Source organism: Aeromonas sp. s4 (assembly GCF_040907855.1).
In the GTDB taxonomy this organism is placed as follows: Bacteria; Pseudomonadota; Gammaproteobacteria; order Enterobacterales; family Aeromonadaceae; genus Aeromonas; species Aeromonas caviae.
In genome coordinates this window covers 142,951-156,398 of the sequence record NZ_JBFOCP010000057.1, presented here as the reverse complement: position 1 = coordinate 156,398, position 13,448 = coordinate 142,951, and the positions used below count along the sequence as shown (strand labels likewise).

The following is a 13,448-nucleotide window of genomic DNA, read 5'->3' as shown; positions in this document are numbered from 1 at the left end:
GACCACAGGACGGGCCATTATGCCACAGACGGCCCTCTTGATTCGAACTGGAATTCACACAAAGCGCAGGGGATTGTCGGGTTCAAAAAGAGCCGTACTCTTCGCCTTGCTCTGGCTAGTCCCACTTTGAGCCGCCCCGACGGCGTGCCTGTCTTGCATCGGGGCAGCATGTGGTGACGGAAGCTAGCCAGCTTGCTCCATCACTGGTTGGGGAGCCTTGCCTAGCCGGCGCAGGCGCCGTTGCAGCGGCCGCTCCAGCAGGGTGTAGCTCAGCGCCGAGAGCCCGATCAGCACGGCGAGCATCAACAGGGTGGCCAGCACCCCCAGCAAGGGGTTGGTCTGGGCGTACCACCACGCGGTGAGCCCCGGCGCCAGAGAGTGGACAAGCTCGCAGCCGGTGAGCAACACCAGGGCGTGGAGCAGGTAGATGGAGTAGGAGAGATCCCCCAGCCAGTTGGTGAAGCGGTTGTCTAGGAGGCGCAGCAGCGGGCTCTGGCGATCACCCTGGGCAGCGGCAATCCAGATCAGCAACACGTAGGCGCTGATCAGCAGCAGGGTCAACAACGGTGTCATGGTGAACTGCATCAGTGCGAAGGGGAGCACAAAGGCGAGCAGCAGCGGCAGATCTTGCTGCATCATGGACCACTGGCGGGCAGCCTTCACCTTCGGCAGCAGCCAGAGGCCGAGCACGAATTCACTCACCCCGCGCCCGATGGCCAGCGCCCCGCTGGTGACATCCAGGGTACCGCGACTGTGCACGATAAAGGCCAGCACCGTCAGGGCCAGCAAGGGGGCGAGGTTGCTCCAGGGGCTGCGGGTGACGGCGAGGGGAATGAGCAGCGGAAACAGCAGATAGCTAATCCACTCCACGCTGAGCGACCAGGCAGCGAAGTTCCAGGTCAGCCCCTGATCCGTCACCACCTGCAGCAGCAACAGGCTGCTTGGCAGCGCCTCGGCCGGGGTAAAGGGTGAGCCAAAAGGAGGCATTCCTTCCCACTCCCACATCTTGAACAGGGGACCGGCGAAGAAGCCAATCCCGTGGTGGGCCTTGTAGAGCTCCCAGCCTACCAGCAGCAGCAGGGTCACCAGGTAGAGGGGATACACCCGGGTCAGCCGCAGCCAGAGGAAGCGGCCATAACCGATGGTGCGGGGCGTGCGGGCGAAGGCCTCCCCGTAGACGTGGGCCAGCACCAGCCCGCTCAAAATAAAGAAGAGATCGACCCAGAGGTAGCCGTTCTCGATGAGTTGGGTGTGGCCGGCGATCGACTCCATCCACTGGGGAAAGAGCAGCAAGCGGGCGTGGAACAGCACCACCATCAGGGCAGCGATGCCCCGCAGCGGCGTCAACAGCGGCAATGATTGATTCATGACGGGATCCTTGATGATGTTCAGCTTGGCCTGACATCAATTTTTGTTGTGGTGCCGCTCATCAATCCTGATGAGTCGGCAGCCCCGGCTTGGCGGCCGCAGGCGGGATCACCCTACCTAAAAGAGAGTCATACGAGTGTGATTGACGTCATGAATGGGCGTTTATCATCCCAAAACCAGCATGGGATAGGGACGCATCGAAAATAGAGAGGGGATCTAGACTAGGGAAGTCATCCCTCTGAGCGTCAGGAACATCCCCATGAAACTCTATGCCCACCCCTTTTCGTCCTACAGCCAAAAAGTGCTGATCGCTCTCTACGAGAATGCCACGCCGTTCGAGTACCGGGATCTCGAAGAGCCGGCGGCGAACGCCGAACTTGCCGCCCTCTGGCCACTCAAGCGCTTCCCGGTGTTGCTGGATGACGGTCGCTGCATCCTCGAGAGCAGCACCATCGTCGCCCATCTGCAGGCGCACCACCCGGGCCCCGTCAGCCTGATCCCGCCCGGCGATGCGGGTCTGGAGGTGCATATGCTGGATCGCGTCTTCGACAACTATGTGATGACGCCGATGCAAAAAGTGGTGCTGGATGCGCTGCGCCCGGCCGCTGATCGCGACCGCTATGGCGTAGCGGAGGCCCGCGAGATGATCAATCAGATCTACCCCTGGCTTGATCAGCGACTGGAAGGACGCCACTGGATTGCCGGCGCAGACTTCACGCTGGCCGATTGCGCCGCCGCCCCCTCGCTCTTCTACGCCGACTGGGCCCACGAGATCCCGGCTGGCTATGGCCGTCTGCGTGCCTATCGCGCCCGTCTGCTCAATCATCCCTCCATCGTGCGGGTGGTGGAGGAGGCGAGGCCATTTCGACACTACTTCCCGCTGGGCGCGCCAGCGCGTGATTGAGCGGGATGACTTGTGGTGGGCGAGTATTGTCGCCCCAGGCAATGTGCGAGGCGGACAAGGGGCATGGCGTGATCCATTGCAGGGGAAAACAGCAATATTCATTCAAATGAGTGGGTATGCGTTTATGGCTGATATTTCCCCGAGGATTTTTTAATATTGATACGTAATATTTCATGCTTTTGCATAAAGCAAATGCCGGGCATGTCTCTGCTGGTGGGTTGTGTAGTGAAAGAGAGATGAGAATCGGGTTAACGATGCGGCAACTCTTGATTGAGGATGGCAGTCGTCAGTCGAAGAGGAGGGATGGGGGCAGCAATCGCTGTTGGTGGCAAAGTCGGGGGGAGGTTGTCTCTTTGGCGGCCGCATAAAAAAAGCCCGCTACGATCGCGGGCTTTTTGATGGCTTGCCGGACCCCGTCCTGGCCCGGATCTGGAACCGGGGAGAAGGGTTGTCAGCGCTGGTCTGCTCGGCTTAGCGGGCGCGCACCACCAGCCCCTTGAGGTAGAAGCCTTCCGGATAGGCGGTACCGATGGGGTGATCGGATGCCTGGGAGAGGAGCTCCAGGATCTGGGCGTCGCGGCCGGCATCGAGCGCTGCATCGGCGACGATCTTCTGGAACAGGCTCTGCTCCATCAGACCGGAGCAGGAGTAGGTCAAGAGCACGCCACCCGGCGCCAGCAGCTGGAACGCCAGCATGTTGATGTCCTTGTAGCCGCGGCAGGCGCCCAGCAGTTGGGCCTTGCTCTCGGCAAACTTGGGTGGATCCAGCACGATGACATCGAATTTCTCGCCCTTCTCGCGGTATTCACGCAGCAGCTTGAACACGTCGTGGCGGACGAACTGGGTGTTGCTGGTATCCAGCCCGTTCAGTTCGGCGTTCTGGCGGGCGATGTCCAGCGCATTTTGGGAGAGATCGACGTTGACTACCTCCTTGGCGCCGCCCTGGAGGGCATAGACGCCAAAACCGCCGGTGTAGCAGAAGCAGTTGAGCACCCGCTTGCCTTCAGTGTATTTCGCTGCGGCAAGGCGGTTATCCCGCTGATCCAGATAGAAACCCGTCTTGTGACCGTTACGAATATCGACCAGGATCTTGACGCCGCCGTTCTCCTCGATGACCACGGGGTCGGTCGGGGTCTCGCCATGGATGACACCGGTGCGCTCCTTCAGCCCTTCCTTCTTGCGCACGGCCACGTCGGAGCGTTCATAGATGCTGCACTCGGGGTAGAGGGTACGCAGCGCTTGCGTGATCAGCTCGCGCTGGAACTCGGCGCCGGCAGAGAGAATTTGGCACACCAGGAAGTCGGCGTAACGGTCGATGGTCAGACCCGGCAGGCCGTCGGATTCGGCGGCGCAGAGGCGATAACCGGTGAGGCCCTGACGCTTGATGAGCCCGTCACGGGACTCCTGCGCATATTTGAGGCGACGGATGAAGAAGTCGAGATCGACGCTCTCATCCTTGTCGAAGGTCCAGACCCGGGCACGGATCTGGGAGCTGCCGGACCAGGCACCACGGGCGAGCCATTTGCCGTCATGGGTGAAGATCTCGACGGTATCGCCGTCAACGGGGTTGCCCTGCACCCGCTCAATGCCCTTGGAGAAGATCCAGGGGTGGCGACGCAGCAGGGATTTTTCGCGGCCTTTGACGAGATAGATGGAAGCGCTCATGGGTAGTTGCCGATGGTAGAAAAGAAGGGGGCATATAGTAGGGGCTGTGAGGGTAGGCACGCAAGCCGCGTCTACCGGGATCCGTGCATCCACACGTGGTCAGGGTCGGACGGGCTGTTTCGCGCGTCCCCAGCGCCTGGCCCAGACATGGCAGGCCATCTGGACGATGGCCTGCCGGAGGGGTCAGATCCGCAGGCCGGTGAGCGCCTGACCGAGTTCGCTGGCGGTTCCCTTGAGGCCGGTGGTGCCGGCGACCGCCGCGCTGGCGGACTCCTCCACCCGGCTTGCCTCGTGGCGCACCTTGTCGAGGTTGCGGGTGATCTCCTCGGCCACCGAACTCTGCTCTTCGCTGGAGGTGGCGATCTGGGTGCTCATCTCCAGCACCGCATCGCTGTGGTTGCTGAGCCGCTCGATGTCCATGCCCACCTCGGTGATGAGCTGCTGGCTGTCGGCGGCGCGCCCCACCGTCTTCTCCATGATGTCGTTCAGCGCCTCGGTACCGGCCTGGAGCTCCTCGATCATCTGCTGGATTTCCACCGTGGCCTGCTGGGTGCGGCTGGCGAGGGTGCGCACCTCGTCGGCCACCACCGCAAAGCCGCGTCCCTGTTCACCAGCCCGGGCGGCCTCGATGGCAGCGTTGAGGGCCAGCAGGTTGGTTTGCTGGGAGATGGCGTTGATGACGTTGACCACTTCGTTGATGCGATTGGCGTTGTGAGTCAGCCGCTCGACCGCGCCCGAGGCATTGCCAATCTCGTCTGCCAGGGTGCGGATGGCGGTAATGGTACGTGCCACCCGCTGTGCCCCGTGAGTCGCCTCGTCGCTGGACTGGCGGGTTTGCAGCAGGGTGTCATTGGCGTTGCGGGCCACTTCCCGGATGGCGGCGGACATCTGCTCCATGGCGGCGGCCAGGGAGTCCATGTGCTGGCGCTGGGCGCGGGCAAGCTGCTCGCCGTCGCTGGCATGCTCGCGAAATTCGTCTGCGGCCAGGGTAAGGGCATCGGCGGACTCTTCCACCAGTTGCACTATCCTGTGCTGGCGGTCGGTGAAGGTGTCGATGCTGCCCGCCAGAATGGAGAACTCGTCCCGTACCGGGAAGAAGTTGAGCCGGAAGGTGAGATCGCCGTTCGCTACCGTCTGCAACGCCTTGTTGGTGGAGTAGAGGGCCCCCGAGACAAAGGTCATCAGATAGTGGGTGATGAGGGCCAGCAGGGCGGCCAGCACCGCGATGATGGTGAGCGTGGTGCCCTGACCATCCCAGAGGGCGTAGTGACTCGTATCCAGGGTGCCGGAGACGACGCCCGCCTGTCCTGCGCTGGCGCCATAGCGATAGATGTCCCCCTGCTGGCTAAGGCCGGTGGCGGCGCCAGGCGTGAGTACGAGATCCGCGGGCAGGGTAAGGGTCGGCTGCTGGCTCACCAGCTGGGCCGTGGTCTCGACCCGCCCTTTTAGCTGATCCACTCTGAGCTGCATCGCCTGATCATGGCCATCGGCCAGCAGATACCAGGTGAGGAAGGCGATGAACACCAGGGGGCACCAGAAGGTGATGAGAAATTTCTCGCTGATCGTGAGGTGAATGAGATAACGGTCAACCCACCGAAACTTTACTTCTTTCATAATGGTATTGCGTCCTGCAAGGGGAAGAGAGTGTCGCGCTCATTATCGCCCCGGGGAAAAATTACTTAAGGGAAAGGTGTGATAAATGGGAGAGCAATCGTTTGTCGTGCGGGTGTGGGGTCAGGTTCAGGGGGTGGGGTTTCGCTACTTCACCCGGGAGCGGGCGCTGCAACTGGGGCTGCGGGGGCATGCCTACAACCTGGAAGATGGCTCGGTGGAAATCCTGATTGCCGGTCCCGAACAGAAGGTACAGATGATGCTGGGCTGGCTTGAGCACGGGCCCCGAACCGCCACCGTCACCCGAATGGAGTGCACCCAGGCGTTGCCACCCACCGGAACCGGTTTTCATACCAACTAGCCGGGAGGGTTCATGGGGGAGAGCGGGATTGCGCAGGCCAACCGGCTCGTTGGGCAATATCGGGGGGCGACCCTGGCACTGCGCCAGCACAAGGGGATGGAAGAGGTGCATGCCTACCGGATAGCGGCCCGCCGCCTGCTGGCGCTGCTCGCCCTGTGGCGACCCCTCATTCATGAGCCCGAGCTGGAGCGGCGATTGACCCGTGCCGTCGGCACGCTCTCCGCCCTGCGCGATGCCCAGGTCTATGCGCAGCATCATGGTGGCTCGCTTCGGCAGAACCGCTTGCCACGGGTCCCCCTGTTGACCGGCCTGCTTGCCCGTTGGCTGGCCCGACTGGAAGAGGTGCCCGTCGGTGTCGATCTCTTGTCGCTGTTTCAGCTGCATCTGGCGCTGTCACTGTCGGATGCACTGGCGAAGACCACCTCCCTTCCTGTGGGCACCAGGGCGAAACTTCGGTGCTGGCACCGGCTGCGTCTGGTGCTGAAACAGGCGCGCTACGGGATGGAGCTGCTGACGGCACAGGGGGGAGGGGATCCGGCCTGGTTGTCCATGCTGGTGAGCTGGCAGGAGCGGCTTGGGCAATTGCAGGACAGGCGCCAATGGCTCAGACGCCTTGGGGGCGAAACGGGGCGGGGCCAGCAACGGCGAGCCCTGAAAACAGAGATCCGCTGCCAACTACTGCAACTGGATTGCCATCAGGCGGAGCTGGTCGGCCTTCGCATGGCATTGCTGCAGAGCGGGCAGTAAGCACCCCACAAGATAAAAAAAGAGAGGCCATTGGCCTCTCTTTTCATTGGGACTGTCCGGGAAGGGGCGTATTACTTCACGCGCATGCCCGGCTGGGCACCTTCCTGGGGCTCGAGGATCCAGAGATCCTTGCCGCCCGGACCTGCCGCCAGCACCATGCCTTCGGACATGCCAAAGCGCATCTTGCGCGGGGCCAGGTTGGCCACCATCACGGTCAGCTTGCCTTCCAGATCTGCCGGGTTGTAGGCAGACTTGATACCGGCAAACACCTGACGGGTTTCGCCGCCGATGTCCAGCTGCAACTTCAGCAGCTTCTCGGCTTCCGGCACCGCTTCGGCCTTTTTGATCAGCGCCACCCGCAGGTCAATCTTGGCAAAGTCGTCGTAGGTGATGGTCTCGCTGATGGGATCGTCCACCAGGGGGCCTGCCGGTTTCTTGCTCTGCTCCTTGGCGAGATCTTCCTTGGACGCTTCCACCATGGCATCCACCTTGGCGGACTCGATGCGGGAGAAGAGCGCCTTGAAGGGAGCGACGCCGTGGTCGACCAGAGGGGCGGCGATGCCGTCCCAGGTCAGGGTCTCGCCGAGGAAGGCTTCGGCGCGCTCGGCCAGTTGCGGCATGACGGGCTTCAAGTAGGCCATCAGCACGCGGAACAGGTTGATGCCGACGGAGCAGACGGCTTGCAGCTCGGCATCCGCCCCTTCCTGCTTGGCGATGACCCAGGGAGCCTTGTCGTCCACATAGCGGTTGGCCTTGTCGGCCAGGGCCATGATCTCGCGGATGGCGCGACTGAATTCGCGCGCTTCATAGGCTTCGGCGATGCTGGCGCTGGCGTTGGCAAACTCGGCGTAGAGTGCGGGCTCGGCGCAGGTGGCGGCCAGCTTGCCGTCAAAACGCTTGGCGATAAAGCCGGCGTTGCGAGAGGCCAGGTTGACCAGCTTGTTGACCACATCGGCGTTGACGCGGGAGACGAAGTCTTCGAGGTTCAAGTCCAGATCGTCGATGCGGCTGTTGAGCTTGGCGGCGTAGTAGTAACGCAGGCACTCCGGATCCAGGTGCTTGAGATAGGTGGACGCCTTGATGAAGGTGCCCTTGGACTTGGACATCTTGGCGCCGTTGACGGTCACATAGCCGTGCACGTTGACCTTGGTCGGCTTGCGGAAGTTCGCGCCTTCCAGCATGGCCGGCCAGAACAGGCAGTGGAAGTAGGCGATGTCCTTGCCGATGAAGTGATAGAGCTCGGCGTCGGAGTCCGCTTTCCAGTAGCTGTCGAAGTCGATGTCGCCGCGCTTGTTGCACAGGTTCTTGAACGACGCCATGTAGCCGATGGGGGCGTCCAGCCAGACATAGAAGTACTTGCCGGGGGCACCGGGAATTTCGAAGCCGAAGTAGGGGGCGTCACGGGTGATGTCCCACTGCTGCAGGCCGCTTTCGAACCACTCTTGCATCTTGTTGGCCATCTCTTCCTGGATGGCGCCGGAGCCGCGTACCCAGTCGGCGAGCCAGGCTTCGAACTGGGGCAGGTCGAAGAAGTAGTGCTCGGAGTCCTTCATCACCGGGGTCGCACCGGAGACGGCGGATTTCGGATCAATCAGCTCGGTCGGGCTGTAGGTCGCGCCGCAACTGTCGCAGTTGTCACCGTACTGATCGGGGGACTTGCACTTGGGGCAGGTGCCCTTGACGAAGCGATCCGGCAGGAACATGGATTTTTCCGGATCGAACAGTTGGGAGATAGTGCGGATCTTGATTTTGCCTGACTCTTTGAGGCGGCCATAGATCACGCCCGCCAGCTCGCGGTTCTCGTCACTGTGGGTGGAGTGGTAGTTGTCGAAGCTGATGTTGAAACCGGCAAAATCCCCCTGGTGCTCCTGGGAGACGGCGGCAATCATCTCTTCCGGCGAGATCCCCATCTGCTGAGCCTTGAGCATGATGGGCGTACCGTGGGCATCGTCGGCACAGACGAAATGCACCTGATGGCCACGCATTCGCTGATAACGAACCCAGATATCGGCCTGGATGTGTTCCAGCATGTGGCCGAGATGGATGGAGCCGTTGGCATAGGGGAGGGCGCAGGTTACCAGCATTCTACGAGGATCAGTTGCCATAATACGTTCTTTATGTGCCTGTTGGGATGATACAGTGCCGTGCATGTTACCCGAATTGGGGGCGGCCTGCCTAGGGTTGTGGCCCCCGGTGCCCTGACTGGCGGCATCACGATGACGTCGGCAAGCCACTGATTTATGTGCGGTAACCGTTCACCTCAGCATAACGACAACATAATGGGGAGTTAATGGTGATTGATTCAGTAAAACAGATCCTGGCCGAATTTAAGCCGGCAGGATGGGGCAAGGATCTGGTCGCGGCCGGTTTTGTGCGTACCGTCGAGCGGCACGAACAGACCCTGGCCATCACGCTGGTGCTGCCCTTTGCCGGCCAGTCCCTGTTTGAACAGATCAAAGAGGAGTTCGATGCGCGGCTGCGCAGCGCAACCGGTGCGACCCGCATCGACTGGACGGGGGAGATAGACGTGGCCAGCATGCCTCGCGCGCAGCAACTGGCGGCGGTGCAGGGGATCCGCAATATCCTGGTGGTTGCCTCCGGCAAGGGAGGGGTGGGCAAGTCCACTACCGCGGTCAACCTGGCGTTGGCGCTGCAAAAAGAGGGGGCGCGGGTCGCCCTGCTGGATGCGGACATCTATGGCCCCTCCATCCCGACCATGACGGGGACCCTCAAGGAGCGCCCTGTCAGCTTTGATGGCAAGTTGATGGAGCCGGTGATGGCCTGCGGCATCAAGAGCAACAGCATCGGTTATCTGGTGGCCGAGCAGGATGCCACCATCTGGCGCGGTCCCATGGCGAGCAAGGCACTCGGGCAGATCCTTCACGAGACCCGCTGGGGCGAGGTGGACTACCTGGTGGTGGACATGCCCCCGGGCACCGGCGATATCCAGCTGACGCTGGCCCAGCAGGTGCCCACCACGGCGGCGGTGATCGTCACGACGCCCCAGGATGTGGCGCTGGCAGATGCCCGCAAGGGGATTGCCATGTTCAACAAGGTCAATGTGCCTGTGCTTGGCATCGTCGAGAACATGAGTTACCACGTCTGCAGCGCCTGCGGGCATCACGAGTCGTTGTTCGGTACCGGCGGTGGCCAGAAGATGGCGGAGCAGTATCACGTGGCGCTGCTTGGTCAGTTGCCGCTGCATATCGACATTCGCCAGCACATGGATGACGGCTGCCCCACCGTGTTCGGTGCGCCGGATGGCGAGCTGTCACAGACTTACCTGAAACTGGCTCGCCGGGTAGGGGCCGAGCTCTATTTCAGCGCAAAACCGATTGCGACCCCGCTCTACACGGTGGCGCTGGACGAATAATCGGCGTTCGGCCAAGGGGGACGGATTTGGGGTGGGCATGGCCACCCCTTTTTCATATAATGGATCGGTTTAAACAATCCCCAGTGCTCTTCTCTTTAGGTATTTTCAATGTCTGATACTCAACATTCCTGCGTGATCATCGGTATTGCTGGTGCATCCGCGTCCGGCAAGAGTCTTATCGCCCAAACCATCTATGAAGAGCTGGTGGCCGAGCTGGGAGCGGGTCAGATTGGTGTGATCACCGAGGATTGCTACTACCGTGATCAGACCCACCTGACCATGGAAGAGCGGGTCAAGACCAACTATGACCACCCCAATGCCCTGGATCACGATCTGCTGGTGCAGCATCTGACCCAGCTGACACAAGGGCAGGCGGTCAACATCCCCCAGTACTCCTATACCGAGCACACGCGCATGACCGAGGTCACTACCTTTGCACCGCGCCGTGTCATCATCCTCGAAGGGATACTGCTGTTGACTGACAGCCGCCTGCGCGAACTGATGGACGCCTCCATCTTCATGGATACCCCGCTCGACATCTGTTTGCTGCGCCGTCTGGTGCGCGATGTGCAGGAGCGCGGTCGTACCATGGACTCCGTGCTCAAGCAGTATCAGAAGACTGTGCGTCCCATGTTCATGCAGTTCATCGACCCGTCCAAGCAGTATGCCGACGTGATCGTGCCCCGTGGCGGCAAGAACCGCATCGCCATCGACATGCTCAAGGCGCGTATCCGCCATATGTTGATTGGTTGAGAGAAAACAAGCCGGGTGATGCCCGGCTTTTTTTAATGAATCTTTTGTCAGGAGAGTCGCAGAATGCGTCTTTGTGATACCGATATCGAACAGCACCTGGATGAAGGCAAGATCGTCATCGAGCCGCGGCCCGGTGTTGAGCGGATCAGCGGCGTCAGCGTCGATGTGCTGCTGGGCAACGAGTTTCGGGTGTTTCGCGATCATACCGCGCCTTATATCGACCTTGGCGGGACCAGTGCCGAGATGGCCGATGCCATCGAGCGGGTGATGAGCGAGGAGATCCACGTGCCGGACGGCGAAGCCTTCTATCTGCACCCGGGTCAGCTGGCGCTGGCAGTGACCTATGAATCGGTTACCTTGCCCGCCGATATCGTCGGCTGGCTGGATGGTCGTTCCTCCCTGGCGCGCCTGGGCCTCATGGTGCACGTCACCGCCCACCGCATCGATCCGGGCTGGTCCGGTCGCATCGTGCTGGAGTTTTACAACGGCGGCAAGTTGCCTCTGGCCCTGCGTCCCAAGATGAAGATCGGTGCCCTGAACTTCGAGATGCTGTCAGGTACCGCGGCTCGCCCGTACAACAAACGGGAAAATGCCAAATACAAGAGTCAGCAAGGGGCTGTGGCCAGCCGGATCAACCAGGATTGACCCCCGCACCGTGTGGCTTGTCTATCGAGGAGGGTGCCAGGGCACCCTCTTTTATATCTGACAAAAGGAAACGGACGTGCCGAGCGGGTTGAAAGCGGCCTTTTTCGGGACATTGAGCCATGCTACGGCTTTGATTGGCGCCTATCCACAGCAATGGAATGGACTTAAATTAATCCTCGACAAGCCCCGTTCCTACAGGCCCTAAGACATTTTCTGACGGAATGCCCTTTTTTTTTTTTGCTGAAATATTTCAACAACGGGTATGGCGCATCGAGCCTTCTGGCATAATCCGCCGCAACTCATAAACAGGTTCGTTTTTATGTTTGAAATGTTTAGTGGTTTGGGTTTGTGGTGGTCAATCGGTTTGGTATTGGCCGTTTTTTTTGTGCTGGCCTATGAATTCATCAACGGCTTTCACGATACCGCCAACGCGGTAGCAACGGTTATCTATACCAAGGCGATGCCGGCTCATATGGCGGTGGTGGCTTCCGGTCTGTTCAATTTCGCCGGTGTCATGCTGGGTGGATTGGGGGTGGCCTACGCCATCGTTCATCTGCTGCCCATCGATCTGCTGCTTGGCATGGACTCCACCCAGGGTCTGATCATGGTGTTCTCCCTGCTGTTCTCGGCCATCGTCTGGAACCTGGGAACCTGGTACTTCGGCATTCCGGCATCCAGCTCCCACACCCTGATCGGTTCCATCCTGGGGGTAGGCGGTGCCTATGCCCTGATCAGCCATCAACCCCTGAAAGAGGGTATCAACGTCGGCAAAGCCATCGACATCATGCTCTCTCTCATCATCTCTCCCACTGTGGGCTTCATCATTGCCGCCTTGCTGCTGTTCGCCATGAAGCGCGTATGGCTTGGCAGCAAGATCCACAAGACCCCGGAAGAGCGCCTGCTGGTGGACGGCAAGAAGCATCCACCGTTCTGGGCCCGTGTCACTCTGATTTGCTCCGCAATGGGGGTGAGCTTCGTGCACGGCTCCAACGATGGTCAGAAAGGCATCGGTCTGGTGATGCTGGTGCTGATCTGCATGGCGCCTGCCTATTTTGCGCTGGACATGAACAGCCGCTCCTATGATCTGGACAGAACCCAGGATGCCAACCAGCGCATCATGGAGATCTACCAGCGTAACCAGGATCAGGTCTCCCATCTGGTGAACTTCAGTGTGCCTGCCAAAGCCCAGGAAGAGCTGATGAGCCACTGTGCGGCTGGGGAGGCCCTGCAGGCCATGGCGACCCTCGACAAGCGTCTGGGCCAGGTGCGCACCTACGAGGAGATGAACCTGGTGGATCGCCGCGAGGTGCGTCGTCTGCTGCTGTGCATCGACGACACTGCCCGCAAGGTCTCCAAACTGCCGCTGCCGGCCAAGGAGCTGACCGATCTCGCCAAATGGCGCAAGGATCTGACCGCCACGGCTGAATATGCGCCGACCTGGGTCATCGTGTCCATCGCCCTGGCGCTCGGTTGCGGTACCATGGTGGGCTGGCGTCGTATCGTCTACACGGTAGGGGAGAAGATCGGTTCCTCCGGCATGACCTACAGCCAGGGCATTGCAGCCCAGATCACGGCCGCCGCGTCCATCGGGATTGCGAGTCTGACCGGGATGCCGGTGTCCACCACCCACATTCTCTCCTCTGCGGTAGCGGGGACCATGGTGGCCAACAAGTCCGGCCTGCAGAGCCAGACCATCAAGACCATTCTGCTGGCCTGGGTGCTGACATTGCCGCTCACCATGCTGCTCTCCGGCGGTCTCTTCCTGCTGAACAACCATCTCTTTGGCGGATAAGCGCGACAGTCATTGGAAATGAAACAAGGGCCTTCGGGCCCTTTTTTGTTGCCTGGTGAATGTCACGTCATACGGCAATAGTTCAATGAGTAATAGCTGTATGCCATCAGACAAGAAGTTGAATGACATTATCTATCACCTCTTTGGCTTCTCTACATCCCTGAGCCACTCGTTGTGCACAGTGAGGGGAACCTGCCTGTGTAACGCCTTGTTACGAGCCGACCCTTGC

At 60.7% G+C, this 13,448-nt stretch carries 11 protein-coding genes; 7 read left to right on the top strand and 4 right to left on the bottom strand.

Features of this window, described 5'->3' with window-relative positions; genetic code table 11:
* Window positions 1–183: 183 nt before the first annotated feature.
* Entirely contained in the window at window positions 184–1,368 is a 1,185-nt protein-coding gene (locus tag AB5Y89_RS19650) for an acyltransferase family protein (RefSeq protein ID WP_368224323.1), read from the bottom strand.
* A 259-nt stretch (window positions 1,369–1,627) separates the two neighbouring features.
* On the opposite strand from AB5Y89_RS19650, the gene AB5Y89_RS19645 reads away from it, so the two are divergent.
* Complete coding sequence (locus tag AB5Y89_RS19645) at window positions 1,628–2,272, top strand: glutathione S-transferase family protein (RefSeq protein ID WP_323952840.1); 645 nt, start codon at window positions 1,628–1,630, stop codon at window positions 2,270–2,272.
* A gap of 471 nt (window positions 2,273–2,743) precedes the next feature.
* Here the strand turns inward: AB5Y89_RS19645 and AB5Y89_RS19640 are convergent, their stop codons facing one another.
* Both AB5Y89_RS19640 and AB5Y89_RS19635 read right to left on the bottom strand, forming a co-directional pair.
* Complete coding sequence (locus tag AB5Y89_RS19640) at window positions 2,744–3,937, bottom strand: class I SAM-dependent methyltransferase (protein ID WP_039039155.1); 1,194 nt, start codon at window positions 3,935–3,937, stop codon at window positions 2,744–2,746.
* A 183-nt stretch (window positions 3,938–4,120) separates the two neighbouring features.
* Window positions 4,121–5,551: a methyl-accepting chemotaxis protein gene (locus AB5Y89_RS19635; protein ID WP_368224322.1), complete on the bottom strand. Its 1,431-nt coding sequence runs from the start codon at window positions 5,549–5,551 to the stop codon at window positions 4,121–4,123.
* Window positions 5,552–5,636: 85 nt separating this feature from the next.
* Here AB5Y89_RS19635 and AB5Y89_RS19630 point away from each other — a divergent pair, with 85 nt between their 5' ends.
* Together AB5Y89_RS19630 and AB5Y89_RS19625 are read left to right on the top strand one after the other, a co-directional pair.
* Window positions 5,637–5,909, top strand: coding sequence for an acylphosphatase (locus AB5Y89_RS19630; RefSeq protein ID WP_010674727.1), 273 nt, complete (start codon window positions 5,637–5,639; stop codon window positions 5,907–5,909).
* Window positions 5,910–5,921: 12 nt separating this feature from the next.
* Window positions 5,922–6,656, top strand: coding sequence for a CHAD domain-containing protein (locus tag AB5Y89_RS19625; protein WP_368224321.1), 735 nt, complete (start codon window positions 5,922–5,924; stop codon window positions 6,654–6,656).
* 71 nt (window positions 6,657–6,727) lie between these two features.
* On the opposite strand, the gene metG is transcribed toward AB5Y89_RS19625, so the two are convergent.
* The gene (metG, locus tag AB5Y89_RS19620) at window positions 6,728–8,761 is read right to left on the bottom strand and encodes a methionine--tRNA ligase (protein ID WP_368224320.1); all 2,034 of its coding nucleotides are present in this window, start codon (window positions 8,759–8,761) and stop codon (window positions 6,728–6,730) included.
* A gap of 185 nt (window positions 8,762–8,946) precedes the next feature.
* Between metG and apbC the strand changes: the two genes are divergently transcribed.
* The 4 genes from apbC (at window position 8,947) to AB5Y89_RS19600 (ending at window position 13,219) form a co-directional block, all read left to right on the top strand.
* Window positions 8,947–10,029 (top strand): iron-sulfur cluster carrier protein ApbC, encoded by a 1,083-nt coding sequence (gene apbC / locus AB5Y89_RS19615; protein WP_368224319.1) that lies wholly within the window; start codon window positions 8,947–8,949, stop codon window positions 10,027–10,029.
* A gap of 108 nt (window positions 10,030–10,137) precedes the next feature.
* Window positions 10,138–10,782, top strand: a complete 645-nt coding sequence (udk, locus tag AB5Y89_RS19610) for a uridine kinase (protein WP_368224318.1) — start codon at window positions 10,138–10,140, stop codon at window positions 10,780–10,782.
* Window positions 10,783–10,845: 63 nt separating this feature from the next.
* Window positions 10,846–11,427, top strand: coding sequence for a dCTP deaminase (gene dcd, locus AB5Y89_RS19605; protein WP_368224317.1), 582 nt, complete (start codon window positions 10,846–10,848; stop codon window positions 11,425–11,427).
* A gap of 319 nt (window positions 11,428–11,746) precedes the next feature.
* Window positions 11,747–13,219, top strand: a complete 1,473-nt coding sequence (locus AB5Y89_RS19600; protein ID WP_029314527.1) for an inorganic phosphate transporter — start codon at window positions 11,747–11,749, stop codon at window positions 13,217–13,219.
* The last annotated feature ends 229 nt before the right edge of the window (window positions 13,220–13,448 follow it).

Excerpts from the sequence above, each read along its gene's own strand:
- AB5Y89_RS19650 (WP_368224323.1), bottom strand. The coding sequence starts at position 1,368 with ATGAATCAATCATTGCCGCTGTTGACGCCGCTGCGGGGCATCGCTGCC.
- AB5Y89_RS19645 (WP_323952840.1), top strand. The coding sequence starts at position 1,628 with ATGAAACTCTATGCCCACCCCTTTTCGTCCTACAGCCAAAAAGTGCTG.
- AB5Y89_RS19640 (WP_039039155.1), bottom strand. The coding sequence starts at position 3,937 with ATGAGCGCTTCCATCTATCTCGTCAAAGGCCGCGAAAAATCCCTGCTG.
- AB5Y89_RS19635 (WP_368224322.1), bottom strand. The coding sequence starts at position 5,551 with ATGAAAGAAGTAAAGTTTCGGTGGGTTGACCGTTATCTCATTCACCTC.
- AB5Y89_RS19630 (WP_010674727.1), top strand. The coding sequence starts at position 5,637 with ATGGGAGAGCAATCGTTTGTCGTGCGGGTGTGGGGTCAGGTTCAGGGG.
- AB5Y89_RS19625 (WP_368224321.1), top strand. The coding sequence starts at position 5,922 with ATGGGGGAGAGCGGGATTGCGCAGGCCAACCGGCTCGTTGGGCAATAT.
- metG (WP_368224320.1), bottom strand. The coding sequence starts at position 8,761 with ATGGCAACTGATCCTCGTAGAATGCTGGTAACCTGCGCCCTCCCCTAT.
- apbC (WP_368224319.1), top strand. The coding sequence starts at position 8,947 with ATGGTGATTGATTCAGTAAAACAGATCCTGGCCGAATTTAAGCCGGCA.
- udk (WP_368224318.1), top strand. The coding sequence starts at position 10,138 with ATGTCTGATACTCAACATTCCTGCGTGATCATCGGTATTGCTGGTGCA.
- dcd (WP_368224317.1), top strand. The coding sequence starts at position 10,846 with ATGCGTCTTTGTGATACCGATATCGAACAGCACCTGGATGAAGGCAAG.
- AB5Y89_RS19600 (WP_029314527.1), top strand. The coding sequence starts at position 11,747 with ATGTTTGAAATGTTTAGTGGTTTGGGTTTGTGGTGGTCAATCGGTTTG.